At 45.8% G+C, this 20,261-nt stretch carries 20 protein-coding genes; 3 read left to right on the top strand and 17 right to left on the bottom strand.

What is annotated here, in order from left to right:
- Positions 1 to 27 precede the first annotated feature (27 nt).
- The 12 genes from recJ to ffh all read right to left on the bottom strand — a co-directional run bounded on the left by recJ (position 28) and on the right by ffh (position 12,433).
- Positions 28 to 1,761, bottom strand: a complete 1,734-nt coding sequence (gene recJ / locus ACMXYT_RS14835) for a single-stranded-DNA-specific exonuclease RecJ (RefSeq protein ID WP_415911626.1) — start codon at positions 1,759 to 1,761, stop codon at positions 28 to 30.
- A complete protein-coding gene (locus tag ACMXYT_RS14840) occupies positions 1,761 to 2,579 on the bottom strand; it encodes a YdcF family protein (protein ID WP_415899342.1) in 819 nt (272 codons plus the stop codon). Before ACMXYT_RS14840 ends, recJ begins: the two co-directional genes overlap by 1 nt.
- Before the next feature lie 91 nt (positions 2,580 to 2,670).
- A complete protein-coding gene (gene thrC, locus ACMXYT_RS14845) occupies positions 2,671 to 4,065 on the bottom strand; it encodes a threonine synthase (protein ID WP_415882548.1) in 1,395 nt (464 codons plus the stop codon).
- A 12-nt stretch (positions 4,066 to 4,077) separates the two neighbouring features.
- A complete protein-coding gene (locus ACMXYT_RS14850) occupies positions 4,078 to 5,379 on the bottom strand; it encodes a homoserine dehydrogenase (protein ID WP_415882549.1) in 1,302 nt (433 codons plus the stop codon).
- Positions 5,380 to 5,571: 192 nt separating this feature from the next.
- A complete protein-coding gene (locus ACMXYT_RS14855) occupies positions 5,572 to 6,312 on the bottom strand; it encodes a DsbC family protein (RefSeq protein WP_415899343.1) in 741 nt (246 codons plus the stop codon).
- An 87-nt stretch (positions 6,313 to 6,399) separates the two neighbouring features.
- Positions 6,400 to 7,245: a site-specific tyrosine recombinase XerD gene (gene xerD / locus ACMXYT_RS14860; protein ID WP_415901135.1), complete on the bottom strand. Its 846-nt coding sequence runs from the start codon at positions 7,243 to 7,245 to the stop codon at positions 6,400 to 6,402.
- 105 nt (positions 7,246 to 7,350) lie between these two features.
- Positions 7,351 to 8,745: a hypothetical protein gene (locus tag ACMXYT_RS14865; protein WP_415904545.1), complete on the bottom strand. Its 1,395-nt coding sequence runs from the start codon at positions 8,743 to 8,745 to the stop codon at positions 7,351 to 7,353.
- A gap of 183 nt (positions 8,746 to 8,928) precedes the next feature.
- On the bottom strand, positions 8,929 to 9,285 hold the full coding sequence (rplS, locus tag ACMXYT_RS14870; protein ID WP_415882552.1) for a 50S ribosomal protein L19: 357 nt from the start codon (positions 9,283 to 9,285) through the stop codon (positions 8,929 to 8,931).
- A gap of 17 nt (positions 9,286 to 9,302) precedes the next feature.
- A complete protein-coding gene (trmD, locus tag ACMXYT_RS14875; RefSeq protein ID WP_415885961.1) occupies positions 9,303 to 10,052 on the bottom strand; it encodes a tRNA (guanosine(37)-N1)-methyltransferase TrmD in 750 nt (249 codons plus the stop codon).
- A gap of 3 nt (positions 10,053 to 10,055) precedes the next feature.
- The gene (gene rimM / locus ACMXYT_RS14880; RefSeq protein ID WP_415899345.1) at positions 10,056 to 10,589 is read right to left on the bottom strand and encodes a ribosome maturation factor RimM; all 534 of its coding nucleotides are present in this window, start codon (positions 10,587 to 10,589) and stop codon (positions 10,056 to 10,058) included.
- A gap of 27 nt (positions 10,590 to 10,616) precedes the next feature.
- Positions 10,617 to 10,865 carry a 30S ribosomal protein S16 gene (gene rpsP / locus ACMXYT_RS14885; RefSeq protein WP_415882555.1) on the bottom strand — a complete coding sequence of 83 codons (249 nt, stop codon included), beginning with the start codon at positions 10,863 to 10,865 and terminating at the stop codon, positions 10,617 to 10,619.
- 155 nt (positions 10,866 to 11,020) lie between these two features.
- Positions 11,021 to 12,433 carry a signal recognition particle protein gene (gene ffh, locus ACMXYT_RS14890; RefSeq protein WP_415899346.1) on the bottom strand — a complete coding sequence of 471 codons (1,413 nt, stop codon included), beginning with the start codon at positions 12,431 to 12,433 and terminating at the stop codon, positions 11,021 to 11,023.
- Between the two features lie 220 nt (positions 12,434 to 12,653).
- Between ffh and ACMXYT_RS14895 the strand changes: the two genes are divergently transcribed.
- Complete coding sequence (locus ACMXYT_RS14895) at positions 12,654 to 13,439, top strand: inner membrane protein YpjD (RefSeq protein ID WP_415899347.1); 786 nt, start codon at positions 12,654 to 12,656, stop codon at positions 13,437 to 13,439.
- Between the two features lie 97 nt (positions 13,440 to 13,536).
- A complete protein-coding gene (locus ACMXYT_RS14900; protein WP_415882558.1) occupies positions 13,537 to 14,808 on the top strand; it encodes an HlyC/CorC family transporter in 1,272 nt (423 codons plus the stop codon).
- A 61-nt stretch (positions 14,809 to 14,869) separates the two neighbouring features.
- Here the strand turns inward: ACMXYT_RS14900 and ACMXYT_RS14905 are convergent, their stop codons facing one another.
- From ACMXYT_RS14905 to ACMXYT_RS14920, 4 genes are read right to left on the bottom strand one after another with little or no spacing between them, the layout of a single operon-like run.
- Positions 14,870 to 15,169, bottom strand: coding sequence for an MTH1187 family thiamine-binding protein (locus ACMXYT_RS14905; RefSeq protein WP_415899348.1), 300 nt, complete (start codon positions 15,167 to 15,169; stop codon positions 14,870 to 14,872).
- A gap of 6 nt (positions 15,170 to 15,175) precedes the next feature.
- The gene (locus tag ACMXYT_RS14910; RefSeq protein ID WP_415885970.1) at positions 15,176 to 15,367 is read right to left on the bottom strand and encodes a DUF1289 domain-containing protein; all 192 of its coding nucleotides are present in this window, start codon (positions 15,365 to 15,367) and stop codon (positions 15,176 to 15,178) included.
- Positions 15,368 to 15,371: 4 nt separating this feature from the next.
- Positions 15,372 to 15,896, bottom strand: coding sequence for a gamma carbonic anhydrase family protein (locus ACMXYT_RS14915; RefSeq protein WP_415899349.1), 525 nt, complete (start codon positions 15,894 to 15,896; stop codon positions 15,372 to 15,374).
- Between the two features lie 8 nt (positions 15,897 to 15,904).
- The gene (locus ACMXYT_RS14920; RefSeq protein ID WP_415899350.1) at positions 15,905 to 16,513 is read right to left on the bottom strand and encodes a CoA pyrophosphatase; all 609 of its coding nucleotides are present in this window, start codon (positions 16,511 to 16,513) and stop codon (positions 15,905 to 15,907) included.
- A 184-nt stretch (positions 16,514 to 16,697) separates the two neighbouring features.
- On the opposite strand from ACMXYT_RS14920, the gene ACMXYT_RS14925 reads away from it, so the two are divergent.
- Complete coding sequence (locus ACMXYT_RS14925) at positions 16,698 to 17,255, top strand: NUDIX hydrolase (RefSeq protein WP_415899351.1); 558 nt, start codon at positions 16,698 to 16,700, stop codon at positions 17,253 to 17,255.
- 13 nt (positions 17,256 to 17,268) lie between these two features.
- On the opposite strand, the gene ACMXYT_RS14930 is transcribed toward ACMXYT_RS14925, so the two are convergent.
- Complete coding sequence (locus ACMXYT_RS14930) at positions 17,269 to 20,100, bottom strand: cache domain-containing protein (protein ID WP_415899352.1); 2,832 nt, start codon at positions 20,098 to 20,100, stop codon at positions 17,269 to 17,271.
- Positions 20,101 to 20,261: the final 161 nt, after the last annotated feature.

Raw genomic sequence — 20,261 nt, forward strand, 5'->3', positions numbered from 1 at the left:
AATCAGAAAATAGAGACGGCAAAGATACTACTCAGGCAGCAGATGATCCACCAGCATTTGTACCGATCGTTTACCGCGGAACTCATTTACATCCAAACGATACACGGCTCTGACTTGAGTGATATCCTGATCCGGCCATAGTTCCATATCAGCGTTAAACTGAATCGCATCCACAGCTAAACCAGAAATCGGCTCCATCAACACCATTTTCAGATGCCTTTGACCAACCACTCGTTGCTGGATCAAGGTAAATTGACCATCAAACAGCGGTTCAGGGAACTGATGCCCCCAAGGACCGGCATCACGTAACAGCTCTGCTAACTCGATCGTCATATCTGCAGAGGTAAGCTCACCATCGGTTAACACCTCTTGCTGGAGGTCTGACTCACTTAATTGACGTCTAACTTCTTCATCAAAAGCGTTTTGAAACAGCTCTAGATCTGTAGCTTTGATAGTTAATCCAGCAGCCATGGCATGACCACCAAACTTACGCAAAAGCGATGGGTATCGCGCAGCAATCGCATCTAAACCATCTCGTACATGAAAACCTGGAATTGATCGTGCAGAGCCTTTTAACTCGCTTTCATCGCCTTGAGCAAAGGCAATCACTGGGCGGTGCGTTCGATCTTTAATCCGAGAAGCCAGAATACCGATCACCCCTTGGTGCCACTCAGGCTCATACAGAGATAGGCCATAAGGAAGCTGCGCTGAGTCCAGTTGCAGCTTATCGAGCAGATCGAGCGCTTGTTGCTGCATCTCCTGCTCTATCCCCTTACGCTCCTGATTAAGATCATTCAGCGTAGCGGCTAACTCTTTGGCTTTCTGTTCCGATTCGGTCAGCAAACACTCGATGCCGATCGACATATCCTCCAGACGGCCAGCTGCATTTAAGCGTGGCGCAATAGCAAAGCCAAGATCAGATGAAGCCACTTTATGCTGCTGACGACCTGATAGCTCGATTAATGCCTTCAGACCCGGCCTGCAGCGCCCTGCTTTGATACGTTGTATACCTTGATGAACTAGCACACGGTTGTTTTGCTCTAAAGGCACAACATCCGCGACCGTTCCTAAAGCCACAAGGTCTAAGAGCGAACCTAAATTAGGGCTCGGCAGCCCATTTAAGTTAAACCAATCTTTTTGTTGTAGCGTTCGGCGCAGTGCAATCATCACATAAAAGATCACACCGACACCGCAGGTAGATTTAGCGGTAAAATGGCAATCAGGCTGATTTGGGTTAACGATGGCACAAGCTGCTGGAAGCTCTCTCCCTGCCAAATGGTGATCCGTAACGATGACATCTAAACCCGCAGCATTGGCCGCTGCAACGCCCTCGATACTCGAAATACCATTATCGACGGTTATCAACAGATCAGGGGATTGTTTGAGTGCTTCCGCTACAATCTCAGGGCTTAGGCCATAGCCATATTCAAAGCGGTTAGGCACCAGATAGCCTACCTCTGACACACCCATCATTCGTAGCGCTAAAACAGCAACCGAAGTACTGGTCGCACCATCACAGTCAAAATCACCAATAATTAAGATTTTTTCGCGGTGCTCTAATGCCCTAACTAAACGGTTAACCGCCCCATCAATACCTGCCAAGCCACTATCGGGCAAAAGCTCATTCAAGTTTCGCCCAAGCCCTTGCAAATCATGCACTCCACGTGATGCATAGATACGGGCTAAAACTGGATTTACCTGCTGAAACACAGGTACAGATGTATCGACCTGCGGTCTAGGTGAAATGTTTAACTGCTTCATTAGTTCTCTAATTCAATGGTGCTAACAGGTGCAGGGAACAAGACGTCTGTTTTCTCAGTGTAGTGGTATGCCAATAGCCCTATCCACTCCCTTACAGCAGTGTTAAAGCCATTCATATTCTTGTTCAGGCCGGGGTCAAAACGCATTGTACCGACGCGATAATCAACAGGGAAAGGGATTACATCAATCCCCGCTTTACGATACACGCCAACCGAACGCGCCATATGGAAGGCTGATGTCACTAATAGCCACTTACCTTCGACCTGACCCTCAGCATTCGCGATCAAATCCTTGGTATAGATGGCATTTTGAAAAGTATTTCGCGAATCCCGCTCGATCATTACACGCGATCCCATACCCTGTTGATGCAACCATTGTTCAGCCACATCTCCGCCTCTAAATTCAGGCGCTAGAATGGACCCAGAGCCGCCGGTAAAAACAACTTTGGCATCTGGATAACGCAGCATTAAGCCCGGTAACGCCATTAAACGGTCTGCAGCCTGATTAAACTCAGGCCATTGTGTATGGGAGGACATCTCCGCATTTTCACCACCTCCCAGCACAATAATCCCAGCGATAGGCTCTTTAATTTCGGATAATACAGGTTGTGGAAAGCGCTGTTCTAACGGTTCTAAAAGATAATTAGCCACTGGGTATACGCTAATTGTTAGCATGGCCAAAACAGAAGTCCAGACTAGAAAAACACCCAACGCCCTGCGCCATAAGAACAGGCCAAACAGCAGCATTAGCAGTAAAAGATGATCCGGTTGCGCGACAAACCATAAGATCTTTGAGAGAAGAAAAAACTGATCAGCCATGTCCATAGGCCCCTGTATTTTTATTTTTCTGTCAGACACAAAAAACCCGACGTTAACGTCGGGTTTTGAGAATATCACATCTGATTAATAGTTACTCAGTGTGTACATGACTCGCAACATACTGCTGGACAGTATTCAGATCATTATCTAACACTTCTAGCTTCTCTTCACGTTCGAACAGATCAGCCATATGCGCAGGCAGTTGCGGTGCATCCAAACCCGCTTTAACCACTGGCTCAGGGAATTTAACCGGATGTGCTGTTGATAGAGTAATCATTGGCACTGATTGATCACGGTTACATTCACGACCCGCTTTAACACCAATCGCTGTATGTGGGTCTAGAAGATATTCTGTCTCTTCGAATACCTGCTTGATCACATCACAAGTTGTCTCATCATCGACTGCATAGCTATCGAATAGTTCGCGAACTTTTTCCCAACGAGCGGGATCTAGTTCAACAGACTCTTTCGAGAAACGTGCCATTAGATCACTGATCTCTTCACCGTTACGACCGTATACATCAAACAGCATACGTTCGAAGTTAGAAGACACCATGATGTCCATAGATGGAGATAGCGTGTGAACCAACTCACCTTTAGACATGTCGTTACCGGAGATAACACGGTGCAGAATGTCATTTTTGTTAGTTGCAACAACTAGCTGCTTAACCGGCAAGCCCATCTGCTTCGCCAAGTAACCTGCGAAGATATCGCCAAAGTTACCTGTAGGTACAGAGAAGCTTACTTCACGGTGAGGACCACCCACAGCCAAAGAAGCAGAGAAGTAGTAAACGATCTGAGCCATGATACGCGCCCAGTTGATCGAGTTTACTGCACCCAGCTTCATGCCTTTCAGGAAGTCCTGATTAGCAAAGCTGTCTTTAACCATCTGTTGGCAATCATCAAAGTTACCTTCCAGCGCGATATTAAAGACATTGTCTTTAATGATCGTCGTCATCTGACGACGCTGAACTTCTGATACGCGGTTATGCGGATGCAGAATAAAGATATCTAGGTGCTTGCTGTGGCAGCAGCCTTCAATCGCAGCAGAACCTGTGTCACCGGAAGTTGCTCCCATGATCACTAAGTGTTCGCCACGTTTCTCCAGTGCATAGTCCATCAAACGGCCTAGCAACTGCAGTGCGAAGTCTTTAAACGCTAGTGTCGGGCCATGGAACAGTTCCAGAACCCACTCGTTAGTACCTAGCTCTTTCAACGGTGCTACAGCGATGTGATTGAAACCGGCATAGGTTTCATCAATCATCTTTTTAAGATCAGCATCGTCGATGCAATCATCAACGAATGGCTTAATTACATTGTAAGCAAGCTCGTTGTACGGCAAACCAGCCCAAGAAGCGATCTCTTCTTTGCTAAATGTTGGCAGTGTTTCTGGTACGTATAGACCACCATCACTTGCCAAACCAGCCAGCAAAACCTCTTCAAAGTTCATTGCCGGAGCCTGTCCCCGGGTAGAGATATATTTCACGGGGTTTACTCCTTAACTATCAAAGTGCTCAGCACGGATACGTGTAACCGAACCATTGATTTCATCTAATGCTTCGATCTGAGCGATTGCATCATTCACTTTCTGCTCAAGAACAGACTGAGTCAGGATGATAACTGGCACCTGATCTTCAGTAGTTTCTTTCTGGATAATCGCTTCGATATTGATATCTTGCGCACCTAGGATGCTAGAGATCTTAGCTAGCACACCTGGTTTCTCCTGTGCGTTCATGCGCAGGTAGTAAGCAGATTCTGTTTGCTCGATTGGCAGAATCGGCGCATCAGATAACTCAGTTGGCTGGAAAGCCAAGTGCGGTACACGGTTGTCACGATCAGCGGTTAGCGTACGGACAACATCAACGATATCAGCAACTACAGCAGAGGCTGTAGGTTCAGCACCCGCGCCTGCTCCGTAGTACATAGTTTGACCGACTGCATCGCCGTCAACTAGAACAGCATTCATCACGCCGTTTACGTTAGCGATTAGCGCTGACTCAGGGATCAGTGTTGGGTGAACACGCAGCTCAACACCATTGTCAGTGCGGCGAGTGATACCTAGATGCTTGATGCGGTAGCCTAGTTCTTCAGCATACTGCACGTCTTCACGTGTAATTTTGCTGATGCCTTCAGTGAATGCTTTTTCAAACTGTAGCGGTACACCAAACGCCAAAGACGCAAGAATGGTTAGTTTGTGAGCAGCATCGATACCTTCGACATCGAACGTTGGATCCGCTTCTGCGTAACCAAGCTCTTGTGCTTCTGCCAACACATCTTCAAATGCACGACCTTTGTCACGCATTTCAGTCATGATGAAGTTACCAGTACCGTTGATGATACCCGCCAACCAGTTGATCTTGTTTGCAGAAAGGCCTTCACGGATCGCTTTGATGATCGGAATACCACCCGCAACAGACGCTTCGAACGCAACCATTACGTTCTTCTTCTGAGCCGCTTCAAAGATCTCGTTACCGTGAACCGCAATCAGTGCTTTGTTTGCAGTTACAACGTGCTTACCGTGCTCAATTGCTGTCAAAACCAGCTCTTTAGCAACGTCATAGCCACCGATCAGTTCAACGACAACATCGATTTCTGGATTTTTAGCTACAGCAAAAATATCGTTGGTAATCTGAGTGCCTTTGGTATCGCAATCTGGGTTTGTGTCGCGAGCACCAACCTCTTCAACAATAATCTTGCGGCCTGCTCGACGAGCAATCTCTTCCGCATTGCGCTTCAGCACATTAAATGTGCCACCACCGACTGTACCTAGTCCGCAGATACCAACTTTAACCGGTTTCAAACCTGCACCTCGCATGCTGTTGAACTAAAAAAAACCGCGATAGCCTCTTTTTTTCAGGCAATTACCGCAATCTACAAAAAATAAGGCGGGTATTATAGCCAAAACAAGGCAATAGCTCTATCTCTGAGCCCATTATGACCCAACAAATAAAAAAGGAGGCCATATAGCCTCCATCTCAGTAACCGCAGTGGGTTATTTTTCAAGATCTAACAGGTTAACCAACTGCTGCGCTGGTGCATAACCTGGGTACAAACGACCATCTTCAAAAATAATTGCAGGCGTACCTGTCACACCAACAGACTGACCCAACTGCAGCTGATCTAATACAGGGTTATCACAAGTCTTAACTGCTGGGCGAATGCCTGATTTAGCTTGATCCATAGCTTGGCGACGGCCTTCAGCACCTTCAGCACACCAAATTGATACCATGCTTTTAAAAGTACCGGTACCTGTTCCATTACGAGGGTAAGCCAAGTAATTAACTTGAACGCCTTGCTCATTGAGAGCAGGAATCTCTGCATGCAGTTTACGGCAATATGGACAATCTACATCTGTAAAGATATTCACAGTCGCTTTTACTTCACCCTTAGGCTTATAAACAACTAACTTTTCTTCATCTAGATTAGCCATCTGAACTTTGCGCTGTGCACTTTTCTTACGTTCAGTCAGATCAACAAAGCCTTCTTTGTCGGTGAAGCGATAGAGCTTACCAATAAGAAAATATTCGCCCTTTTCATCAGCATACAAAACTTCACCACTGTTTAACTCGACCTCACGCAATCCAGTTAAAGGCGCATCGCCAATCTCTTTCACGACGATACGAGCATCTACTTTCTTAAGGTTCTGCTCAATAAGCCCTTCAGCTTCTGCCGCCATTACTGATGTCGCTACACACGCCCAAAGACAAGCAAACGTTTTAAATAAGTTTTTCATAAAATTTCCAAATCTAATAAAGCTCAGACTTATTCCGATACCAAGAAGAGACTCTCGATCTCACGAAAAGTTCCACAGTCTAGCAGATTAACCTCGAGGGTGATGCTGTTGATGTAAGGATTGCAGTCGCTGCTGTGCTACATGGGTATAGATCTGCGTGGTTGATAGATCACTGTGGCCCAACAACATCTGAACTACACGTAGATCAGCACCATGATTGATTAAATGAGTTGCAAAAGCGTGTCTCAAAACGTGTGGTGATAATGGTTTATCAATACCTGCGGTTAAGGCATGGCGTTTGACTCGATGCCAAAAAGTTTGCCGCGTCATCTGCTGACCACGTCTACTTGGAAACACTACATCACCAACCTCTTCACCCATTAAAAGAGGGCGTACTTGTGCATCGTAGCGCTTCACCCAACTAATAGCCTCATCACCTAAGGGCACAAGGCGCTCTTTACCGCCTTTACCCATGACGCGAATCACCCCCTGATTAAGATTCATTTCATGGACTTTCAGAGAGACCAATTCAGAAACACGCAATCCAGTTGCATATAGAACCTCCAGCATCGCGCGATCTCTAAACTGCACTGGATCATTTAGCTCTGGCGCCTCTAGCAAAGCTTCGACATCGGTCTCAGTTAAGGTTTTTGGCAGACTACGACCTTTTTTCGGGCTTTGAATTAATAGCACAGGGTCTTCCTCTATCTCCCCTTCTCGAAGGAGATATCGGTACAAGCCTCGCAAGCAGGATAACATTCTGGAAGTTGAGCTCGGCCTTAACCGTTCTTTTACTCGCCACCCAAGGTAAGCCTGTATATCGGCCTTTGTACAGGTAAGTAAACGAACTGCATTGGGACGTAGCCAAATGGCAAACTGAGTTAGATCACGTCGGTAAGACGCTAAGGTATTATCACTTAACCCCTTCTCCATCCAAATCGCATCTAGATAGGTATCAATTAACTGCGCATCCTTGGGATGCACAGTCTCAGCCTCACGTTTTGCTACCACTTATACTCCAAACGTCAGACTAACGTACTAATGATATAACTGCGCACTTTGAATTTTATCGTAAGCCACAGGGTAAGTCGCAGTTCCGCGCCCACTTACCAAACGATGTTCTACAGTAACCACTGCATCTGTCACAGCAACCAAACGCCCCTCTACTTTCCTTCCAAAATAGGTGTAAAGAATCACTGGTTTCCCTATATGGCCACCTAACTTTTCAACTTCAATTTTTTTGAATGACTTCTCTACGGCTTTTTCCGGTTTAGGTCGTTGATATATAGGAGCTTTAGGCTTTTCTTCGGGCTCGACAACCTTTTCGATCTCTTCACCCAGAACAAGCTCAGGCGGCTCTTGGCTTTGCATCAACTCTCGAAGCAGGCGCTCCCCTTCTGGGTCCGGCTCTGACCATTCCAGCCCATCTAAAGCAACATACTTTTTACTAAACTCGACGTAAGGGTTTAACTCGCGCACCAAATCGCTTGGTGTTTGAATCATCGCCATAGACTGTAGACCAAATCCCTTAGGTACATCCACACGCAGGTATAAAGAGCTTCCTGGATTATTTAGACCTTCAAACGCATTAAACAACTCATCAGGAATTTTCCAACCTTCATAAGCCAAACGCTTTGAAAGCAATCCCTTATAACGTTCACGATAGCTCTTAACCGGTTCTTTATTTAAATTCGCACAGAATTTATTACGCTTTTTGTTATAACCACGATCGAAATATCGCGCCTCGATATGCTTAAGCTGCGGCTGAGCAAACACGATTGACTGCATATTTAATGTTTCACTCGCGACTTTCAGAACCAACGACATGCTCATATTTGCGACCTGTTTAGTCCTACTTTGCAGATCAAAATTCAGCTCTTTATCGAGAGGATCAAAATGGTATTGGAAGGAGACATCAGAATTAAGATTGCCATAGCCCATTTTGCGAATCTCTGGCAGACCTATAAATTCCAAACCTCCGCAAGCTAGGGCGTCATAGCTTTGACCAGCTTCGCGTTGCGCCTCTAGGGCAATCCGTCCCCAATCCTGCATATAGCCGCTATTCAGGTTGATATTGAGGCCCTTGAGATCGACATTAAATGCATCAGGCAACTCTCCCTTAGAGAGTTTTTCCTCTAAATCGAGCACAAAGCCCCATGACGGCGCCTTCAGCACAGCAGATTGAACCCCTATTTCACCCTCAGAACCTGTTGGGACAAATGAGATACCTTTAAGACCCACTTGAGCTTCTACAAGGTCGATATGAATATCTTGATAGGTCATTTTTGCAAAAGGAGCGATGTCCTTTGCGAAGCTTTCCGCTGCAGTAGAGACCTTCCACCAAACAAAACCGTACACAGCGGCGAAAAGCGCAATCGGTGCAAGAATCACCAATAGCACAGCGGCAATTTTTTTAATCACGTTAACTTGCATAAACCTTAGCCCCGAAAGCTCTCCCTATATGCACGGAACCCTAATGATAGTTGTTATTATGGGTGGGAATTGGCGAATCTGTCCAACCCTTTATCTATTCGCTTGACGCTTCTCAACGAATAACCAAAAAACAAAAACAAAAAAAGCGGCATAAAGCCGCTTTTTTTAAGAGAGGAAGATGAATTAACCCAACTTCTCTTTGATACGTGCAGACTTACCGCTACGCTCACGTAGGTAGTAAAGTTTAGCCTGGCGAACATCACCACGACGTTTAACTTCAATGCTATCTACAGTAGTGCTGAAAGTCTGGAAAGTACGCTCAACGCCCACACCGTGAGAGATCTTACGTACAGTGAAAGCAGAGTTCACACCACGGTTACGTTTGCCCAGCACTACGCCTTCGAACGCCTGTAGACGTGTACGGTTACCTTCAACTACTTTTACCTGAACTACAACAGTATCACCTGGTGCGAATTCTGGTACTTCTTTGTTCATTTGTTCAGCTTCAAGCTGCTGAATAATTAGGTTCTTGCCGCTCATCGCTTGCTCCTAAACATTCAACCTTCGGACCCTTGGGTCTCCCGGATAAAATCGGTTAACAATGACTTTTGTTCAGTGTCCAACTCAAGATCTTCTAGCAAATCAGGCCGGCGTTGCCAGGTTCTTCCTAATTGCTGCTTCAGACGCCAACGTCTGATCTCTTTATGGTTGCCACTCAACAACACTTCAGGCACTTGCATATCGTCGAACTGTTCTGGTCGAGTATAGTGAGGACAGTCTAGCAATCCATCATGAAACGAATCTTCTGTAGCTGAATCCTGATGCCCTAAGACCCCAGGTACTAAACGTGAAACTGCATCAATCATAGTCATGGCTGGCAATTCACCACCACTGAGGACAAAATCCCCTAACGACCACTCTTCATCAATTTCAGTTTCTATCAGGCGTTCATCAATACCTTCATAACGCCCTGCTACCAGAATCAACCTCTCACGCGAAGCCAGTTCCTGTACACCCTTATGATCCATGCGACGGCCCTGCGGTGAGAGATAAATTACTTTAGCTTCTCCACCCGCAGCAGCTTTGGCTGCATGGATAGCATCCCTAAGAGGTTGAACTTTCATCAACATTCCCGGGCCACCACCATAAGGTCGGTCATCTACAGTTTTATGCTTATCGTGTGCAAAGTCTCTAGGACTCCAACACTGCATCTGTATCAAACCATTTTTCACCGCTTTACCTGTTACGCCGTAGCAACGAATTGCATCAAACATTTCAGGAAAGAGTGTCACCACCCCGAACCACATGGTTCAGAACTCTGGGTCCCAATCGACCCACATAGCACCTGTTTCCAAGTCAATCTTTTTAATCACCTGATCAGGAAGATAAGGCAACAGACGCTCTTTTTGATCAATGCTGTCTGCTGTACCTTTCACAACCAATACATCATTTGCACCGGTTTCCATCAGGCGGATCACCTTGCCTAACAATTGGTCAGACTCGGTATAAACTAATAGGTTTTGTAACTGGCTCCAGTAGTACTCACCCTCTTCCAAAACTGGAAGCTGGCTTGCTTCAACCGCAATATCTAAACCACAATATTTAGCGGCAACATCGCGATCATCAACACCGGCCAGTTTTGCAATCAGACCTTTACCATGACGTTTGCTGGCTTCAACCTCTACAGGCTTTAATACACCACCAATTTTTAATAGCCACGGCTTGTAATTGAAAACATTCTCCATTGGATCAGTATGCGAGTAAACTTTTACCCAACCTTTGATCCCATAGACTGCAGTAATTTTTCCGACAATGAGTTGTTCATTATTTGGATTACTGCTCATTTTCAATCCTGATCAAAAACCTAAAAATTACTTAGCTGCTTTAGCTTCTTTTACTAGCTTAGCTACGCGCTCAGAAAGCTGTGCGCCTTTGCTCTGCCAGTATTCAACACGATCAAGATCGATACGAAGACCTTCTTCTTGACCACGTGCAGTTGGGTTAAAGAAACCAACACGCTCAATAAAACGGCTGTCACGCGCATTACGCGAGTCCGCTACTGAGATGTGATAGAAAGGACGCTTCTTAGCGCCACCACGAGACAAACGAATTATTACCATGCGTTAGACCCTTTTATTGAGTGGGTTTTGATATCGCCCACTGTTTGATGAACCAATCTGGTTTTAACGCAGATCGGACCGGAAAAATCAGGGCGGCAATTCTACGCGAATTTGCCGCCCTAATAAAGCCATTTCGTTTAATAAATGCGCAATTATTACATACGCGGGAAGCCGCCAGGACCACCCATGCCGCCCATACCACCTGGGCCACCGCCCATTCCTGGTGGAAGCATGCCTTTCATACCACGCATCATTTTCGCCATACCGCCTTTGCCGCTGAACTTTTTCATCATTTTCGACATCTGTTTATGCTGTTTAAGCAGGCGGTTAACATCTTGCACCTGCGTACCCGAACCCATCGCAATACGCTTTTTGCGGGAACCAGAAATGATATCAGGCTTACGACGCTCCATCGGCGTCATAGAATTAATGATCGCTTCCATCTGGTGCATGCCTTTCTCGGCATTTGCAGCATCAGCCGCTTGCGCCAACTGTCCCATACCCGGCAGTTTATCCAACATGCCCATCATTCCGCCCATATTCTTCATCTGAGAGATCTGTTCACGGAAATCTTCTAGATCAAAACCTTTACCTTTTTTGATCTTCTTAGCGAATTTCTCTGCTTTCTGCTTATCGATCTTCTGCTCAGCTTCTTCGATAAGAGAAAGAACGTCACCCATACCTAAGATACGGGAAGCGATACGATCCGGATGGAATGGCTCTAAAGCGTCAACTTTTTCACCTACACCCAAGAACTTGATTGGCTTACCTGTGATCTGACGAACAGAAAGTGCCGCACCACCTCGGGCATCACCATCCGTTTTAGTCAGAACCACACCAGTCAGCGGCAATACTTCATTAAACGCTTTGGCAGTATTAGCAGCATCCTGACCTGTCATCGCATCGACAACGAACAGAGTTTCGATAGGATTAACCGCTTCATGCAAACGTTTAATTTCACCCATCATATCTTCATCGACGTGCAAACGACCTGCAGTATCAAGAAGAACAACATCATGGTGCTGGATACGTGCATGGGCAATTGCAGCATTCGCGATATCAACTGGATCTTGTTCAGCCGTTGATGGGAAGAAATCAACCTGTACTTCACCCGCGAGGGTTTCTAGCTGTTTGATCGCGGCTGGACGATAGACGTCAGCAGAAACAACCAAAACCTTTTTCTTTTCACGCTCACGCAGGTGGCGACCAAGTTTAGCGACAGAGGTAGTTTTACCTGCACCTTGAAGACCCGCCATCATCACAACAGCAGGAGGCTTAGCTGCTAGGTTCAGCTGCTCATTAGCCTCGCCCATAACCTTGACCATCTCTTCATTGACGATCTTAACGAAGACCTGACCCGGCGTCAGACTCTTGGTTACTTCGGTACCTACCGCGCGCTCTTTAACGCTGTTTACGAACTCTTTAACAACAGGCAGCGCCACGTCTGCTTCAAGCAGCGCCATACGCACTTCACGCAATGTGCCCTTAATGTTGTCTTCTGTCAGTTTCGCCTGACCCGTGACTGAACGTAGCGTATGCGTAAGTCGTTCTGTTAAATTCTCAAACATGTCCTGCCCCACACTTCCTCTTCACAGACAGCCTTAAAAGGCCCATTAAATAGAGGAAATCGATAAACTTGGATTAATAATCGCAGTATTATACCGCACTCCAAGCATCCTTAGCAGCCCCTCTTCTTTTATCCTTCTTCTATCTGTGACAAACTAAGGCTCGATTTACACTCCACCCGTAAACACTGTTCTCCAGGAACACTGGACAGAAGAGACGAAGATGTTATCCATTTCTACATTAATTGCCGTTCTGCTTTACTCAACCGCAGGTTTTTTACAATGGCAAATAATGCGCGGAGATCGCAAACAATCTCGCTCTATCAATCAGTCCTTAGGTCTTGCGGGGCTGGTAGCACACACAGCTGCGATTTTTTTAGTTCTACACCAACCGGGCGGTATTAACCTCAGCCTATTTAGTGTTGGCTCACTGATTTCTTGGCTGGTAGCGGGTTTAGTATTACTCAGCAGCTTACGCCAGAGCATAGACAACCTATTTATTGCCGTATTCCCAATGGCAGCCATGACGGTATTAGCTACTTGGGTAGCAGGTGTAGGCGAAGGCAAAGCCTACGATGCAGGATTAATCCTCCATATTCTGTTGTCTATCTTGGCTTACAGTATTTTCACTATAGCTACGATCCAAGCCATTTTGCTTTCACGCCAAGTTTCAGCACTTAAGCATCACCACACGCGCGGATTAGTGTCCTCACTACCACCATTACAAACAATGGAACGTCTATTGTTTGAGATGCTTTGGACAGGATTAACACTACTTACTGCAGCTCTCATCACTGGATTTATATTCTTTGAAGACCTCTTTGCTCAGCATCTAGTGCATAAAACTGTACTTTCCCTGATCGCTTGGGGGCTCTATGCCATCTTGTTATTTGGCCGAAATAGCTTTGGCTGGAGAATCAATACAGCCATCCGCTGGACGATCACAAGCTTTATGATTCTGGCGATCGGTTTCTTTGGCAGTAAAGCCGTAATGGAATGGTTTATCTGATATCCAGATAAAAGCACGCATTATTCGAGAGTATGGCTTGACACTCTAAGAGCCACATTTAAAAATATCCCTCCATTACTAATATAGGCATACCGTCTTGGAAGACGCATCGATAAGTTTTCTCTTGGGAGTCCTTGGCTTCCTGATTCTCTGTTCCGCTTTTTTCTCTAGTTCCGAAACAGGCATGATGTCGCTCAACCGATATCGCCTAAAACACTTAGTTAAGAAAAAGCACAGCGCCGCTATTCGCGTCAGCAAACTCCTTGCACGACCAGACCGTCTGATTGGCGTTATTCTGATCGGCAACAACTTTGTAAACATCCTTGCTTCGGCTATTGCCACTGTCATCTGTGTTCGCCTATGGGGTGACGCCGGTATTATGGTTGCCACCTTTGGCTTGACTGTATTGATCCTTATCTTTGCAGAAGTATCTCCAAAGACGATGGCTGCAATTCATCCTGAGAAGATAGCTTTTCCTGCTTCTTTAGTTCTGGCGCCGCTATTAAAACTGATCTATCCGCTTGTATGGATCATCAACGGTATTACTAACAACTTCCTTAAGCTATTTGGTGTAAATGTAACCGGTGATAACAGTCATCACCTCAGCACTGAAGAGCTGCGCACGCTGGTACACGAGGCAGGCGCACTACTTCCGCAAAACAACCAGAACATGCTACTTGGTGTTTTAGAACTATCAGAAGTAACTGTTAATGATGTCATGGTGCCACGTAACGAGGTGCTGGGCATCGATCTAGATGATGACCTTGATACGATTATCGCGCAGTTAAGCCGTACCGAGCATACTCGCCTACCAGTCTATCAAGGTGAGCTGAACAAGGTTGTTGGCCTACTGCACATGCGCAACCTAGCGCAGGTTTTCCACAGTGGCACAGTAACTAAGGCGGCGATCCTTCAAGTAATCAGAGAGCCTTACTTTATTCCGGAAAGCACCCCTTTGCAGACGCAACTACTGCATTTCCAATCTCAAAACCGCCGTATCGGTATGGTTGTTGATGAGTATGGTGACGTACAAGGCATTGTGACGCTGGAAGACATCCTAGAAGAGATTGTGGGTGAATTGTCGTCGAACAACAAAGAAGCAGATCAAGATATCTTCTTACAGGAAGACGGAAGCTACTTTGTTGATGGCACGGCTTATATCCGTGATGTAAACAAAGCTCTGGATTGGGAACTACCAACTGATGGCCCGAAAACTATGAACGGCCTGATTACAGAAACATTGGAATCGATTCCTGATGCTAACGTTTGCCTGCAGTTGGAACACTACCGCATAGAAACACTACAAGTCAGCGACAATGTGATTAAAACCGCTCGCATTATCGCCCTACCTAAACCGGTAGAAGAATAGAGTTCAGAAGACCGACTCCCTTGGTAACTGTTTTACTAAAGGGAGTCATTTATCCGAGCGTCTAACTAAGTTTGGATTGAACGCTATCAACCTTATCCTGCATCGTTTGCTCTCTATCTGTACGCGTACCTAAGCGCATTGAAGTCGTTATTCTCGGCGCGCCCATCTCATGTACAACTTCATGACATTGTTTCACCGCCAACATCACCTCATCCCAGTCACCTTCCACATTAGTGCCATACGCATGCATCTGGTGACTTAGACCTGCCTCGTCAAAAACCTTCTGGCAAGCCGCCACATATTCAGATACTGAGACACCGACGCCTAAAGGGACGATGCAGATATCAATCATAACCTTCATGTGGAATTACTCCGGCAACTGACCTTGCTCACGCAGCTTAATCTTTTCCCAAACAGCGCGCTTTTCGTCATTTGAATAAACACCCCATTCAGCAATCTCGATACCACTTCGCTGACAGGCGATACATAAGTCATTTTCATCAAGCGCACAAACACCTACACAAGGGTTTGGCACAGGTTTGTTCTCTTGCTCGGTCATACTTCTACTTCTGAACGGTTAATTCTTTCTTAAATCGACGCATATTTTCGACGTAGTAAAGCGCATTCTGCCGAATGCCTTCCACCTGCTCGTCACTCAACGTACGTTTGATAACAGCAGGCGAGCCCACTACAAGCGAGTTATCCGGTATTTCCATCCCCTCCGGTACCAATGTTTTAGCACCGATCAAGCAACCTTTACCAATTTTGGCTCCGTTTAAGATAACGGCACCGATACCGATAAGCGAGCCATCACCCACTTCACAGCCATGAAGCATCGCCATATGCCCAACAGTCACATCACATCCTATGCTCATCGGGAAGCCACTATCGGTATGCAACACCGAACCATCCTGAATATTACTTCCTTCGCCAATAACTATCGGATCGTTATCGCCACGGATAACAACGTTAAACCAGATAGAAGCACGATCATGCAGCTCTACATTGCCGATAACAGTCGCGTTATCCGCAACAAAGTGCTCTTCACCCACTAACGAAACAGCTTGCTCACCTAACGAATACAACATAGTCCCCCTCAAGACCCACTGGTGAAATGACGAACCTTATGTTCGGGCCGAGGCTTCATTGGAATGTTAGCCCCACAGCCTTCATTTAATAACTCTGCCAACACGTAGGCAGTTAAACCCCAAATTATATGACCATTAAACTCCCATGCTGGAACATAGATACTTTGATTTTTAAAACGTATCTCATCCGTTGCATAACGATTATCCGCAAGAAAAAAACTCAACGGCACAGTAAATATCTCATCGAGTTCAGCGGGATTTGCAGTAAATTCAATATCTGACGGAATCACGCCTACCCAGGGGGTTACCTGCAAGCCATGTTTAGATCTCACCTGCCCCAATTGCCCAATGACATCAACATGCTCAGGCGCCAAACCAATCTCTTCTTCAGCTTCACGCAAGGCGGTAAAGAGCAGATCCGTATCAGTATCATCATATTTACCGCCTGGGAATGCTATTTCGCCACTATGAGATGACAGGGTTGACGAGCGTTTGGTCAACACAACATGAGGGTCGTCATGATCGGTCAAAGCAATCAATACACTGGCTTTAGGCGATGTGTCTGGCAAGCTGCGTGGTTCAAACCCCACTAAGCGCTCGCGAATAGTTGTGAGCATAAGCGTATCTTTTAAAACTGAAGCTCTGCTTAGATTAAAAATTATTATATAGCTTAATAGTAACAGAGCTATTGAGTGAACAGCCAAGAGAAACTTGGCTCTCGCTTTTTAACCTCATGGTGATAATCTAGGCTACTCATGCACTTCTTGCCTTAAGATAGATGGACTAACCTAGGTTAATTGAATGAACTACTGCCCTAACTGCGCCGGCACACTTACTTTCAGCATTCCTGAAGGAGATCACCTTCCTAGGCATATCTGTAACAACTGCAACACTATCCATTACTCAAACCCAAAGGTCATTACCGGCTGCGTGCCGATCTACCAAGATAAAGTCCTACTGTGCAAACGTGCCATTGAGCCTCGCAAAGGCTTTTGGACCTTGCCTGCTGGTTTTATGGAGAACAATGAGTCCACTTTAGAAGGCGCCATGAGAGAGACTCGTGAAGAGGCAAATGCTGAAGTTAAGATTAGTCACCTCTACACAATCACTTCGATCGTGCATGTAAATCAGGTACAGATGCTCTATCTAGCTTATATGGACAAACCGGAGTATTCGATCAGTTCAGAATCATTGGAAGTTGAACTGTTTAGTGAGGAAGATATCCCTTGGGATGAGCTTGCATTCCCAACCATCAAGAAGGCCTTAACCTATTACTTTTCCGATCGTAAAAACAACCACTTTCCCTTACGTGAAAATGTTGTAAACCGCTCCATGCAGCAGCCTACAAAAGCGGTTTAACACGACCTAATTTCTAACTAAAATAACGCTCAGTTACTGCATCGGCGGGGATCGGCTTCTCGTAATAGTAACCCTGCCCTTCCATACAGCCTGCCTGAGCGAGGAACTCAGCCTGCTCGGCTGTTTCAATACCTTCCGCAACTGTAATCAAGCCAAAGTGACTCGCCACATCGATAATTGCAGCACTAATTGCAGCATCATCAGGGTTACCTGGCAGATCATCAATAAAGGCGCGGTCAATCTTCAGCTGATCTAGATTAAAACGTTTCAGATACGCCATACTGGAGTAGCCCGTACCGAAATCATCCAATGACAGCTGTACACCTAGCGCTTTGAGGTCGTGTAACAACTGCAAAGTTTTATCCTGATCATGCATCAAAGTACTTTCTGTGATCTCTAGCACCAATGAAGCAGGTTCAATCCCCGACTGCATTAAAGCTTCCTTCACTTCTTCCACCAATTCAGGTCTAAATTGACGGACAGAAACGTTCACAGACATGGTAAACGGCTGATCAGATTGTTTACCCCACTCAGCCGCTTGCTGACAAGCCTGCTGTAACACCCATCCCCCGATTGGCAGGATCAAGCCGGTTTCTTCAGCTAGAGGAATAAAGTTATTCGGTGGTACCAAACCAAGATTTGGGTGCTGCCAACGAATCAATGCTTCGCAACCCGCTAAAGAGCCATCAGCAAGATTCACTTGAGGCTGGTAATAGAGTTCAAACTCTTGATGCTCAATCGCCTTACGCAGAGCGATCTCAACCTGTAGGCGCTCTGAAGCTCGTCGGTTCATTTCAGCGGTGTAGAACTGATAGTTATTGCGCCCCTGATTCTTAGCAAAGTGTACGGCGGCGTCTGCGTTTCGGAGCAACTGATCGAAATCATCACCGTCATCAGGGAAAACCGAGATACCGATACTAGGTGTAATCATCAAGTGACTATCGCTTTGCAACGGTTCAGAGACTCGGTGAATAATGCGTTCACATAAGTTTGCAGCCTGCTCTAGGCTATTTAGATTCGGCAATAAAACACTGAACTCATCACCACCTAAGCGACTTACAGTATCCCCCTCACGAACCTCATTCTGAATTCGTTCAGCCATCACTTGGAGGATTTCATCACCAAAACGATGGCCAAGGCTATCGTTGATGTTCTTGAAGTTATCGAGGTCTATATATAAAAGCGCAAAACGTTGCTTTGTCGCTCGACAGCTCAAAGAAATCGTTTGATCAACCTTATAGCCAAGCAAACGTCTATTTGGCAGATTTGTTAACGAATCATAGTCAGAAAGGTAACGTAGTTTATCTTCTACTTCTTTTCGTTCAGTTAGATCTGTGATGGCTGCAATATAGTTCTGAACTTCACCTTGTTCGTTATGTGAAGCACGGATAGAGAGCCACTGTGGGAAAATTTCGCCATTCTTACGACGGTTCCAAATATCTCCGCCCCAAGCACCTTTGGCATTAATTTCATCCCACATCTCTTTATAGAAATCAGCACTATGCTGACCCGATTGCAGTAAACGAGGGTTACGCCCCACCACCTCATCAGCGGAATACCCTGTGATATCTACAAAGGCGTCATTCACCGCTAAGAGGCGGCAATCAGCATCCGTTACCATAATGCCTTCACTGGCGTTATCGAACACTCGTGAAGCTAAAAGAAGAGCATTTTGTTTATTTTCAATCTCGCTCTGATATTTACCAAATTGACGGTTCAACCAACCAGAAAAAACAAACGTCAGCGATAGGGTGGCACAGGTTGCTAAAAACAGAAATGCATAGATCTGAGCACGATCCTCACGCATGGTCTTTTCGACCATCTCTTTCTGCTTTTGCATCAATTTTTTAATATCATCAGGATAGAAACCACCAACCAAGACCCAGCCTAAATCCGGCACAGTTTCTACTAACGATATTTTGGGATGTGGTCCTTCGCCGTTAGGGTAATACCACTCATATTCGATGAAACCACCACCGCTTTTAGCCGTTTCATAGATAAGATCGAGCACCTTGCGCTCTTTCTTACTTATTTTGGTGTTGGGGTTGTCCCCTGTCAGAGAGCTGACACCCGCAGTCGAGAGCAGATTGCCTTCTGTATCAAACACAGCCAAATAGCCATTTTCGCCGAAACGGATCGTCTCCAAACGCTTTAACGCCTGTTCTTTCAGATCATTCTCTATTTGGTAAAGATAATCGCCCGCACCAATAATCCAGCGATAGGGCTCAAACGCTTTCACAAACGCGATCTTTTCAGTCATCTGAGTTTGGTCGTGCGGTGGATACCAACGATATCGAGAGAACCCTTCCTTTTCAGGATTCTCAACCGCATCCAACAAACCACGCATAATGAAATGACCGGTATCGTCCTGATTATCATACAGAGACTGCCCCTCAACTCCGGGGGAAGTCGGCAATAGAATGCAGATACCTTGGTCGTCGTCGATAAAGATATAACCACGACCATTAAAAAAACGTAGATCACGCAAACTCTCTCGAATAAGCGCTTTAACTTCCGTTTCTGGTCTTAGCGGAGATTCACGATCGTAGATGGTTTGCGCGATGGTATGCGCTTTAAGGACTTCTTCACGAGATTTTTGCTTCAGAACGGCTTCGGCCTGAGCCACCATATACTGGATATAGTCTTTTGCACCATCAATCTCAGTGATCAGATGCTCTCGCCCTTTGTCCATAAACTCCTTTTCTAAGGAAGCTAGGCGATGTTCACTATCTCGTTGGTTTTTGTATAAAAAATGCGTAGCAACAGCTGCTAATAGCATTACTGCTATGGCAACTGAGCCCCAAAGAAGGTAACGCGGCAGAGCACCTACATTAGTCGGTGTCATAGAGACAGAACTCTATAATTGAAACGATGGATAGAAACCGCATCTACTTTTCCATCGCGATAAAGCCGATTGGCTGCGCACATCTAATAATTGGCCCAATACAAACAAAAAGAACCGACATAAAACTGTAACATATTTTGTCAACAAACAGACCATTCATC

The sequence above is a fragment of the Neptuniibacter sp. QD37_11 genome, assembly GCF_047778105.1.
GTDB lineage: Bacteria > Pseudomonadota > Gammaproteobacteria > Pseudomonadales > Balneatricaceae > Neptuniibacter.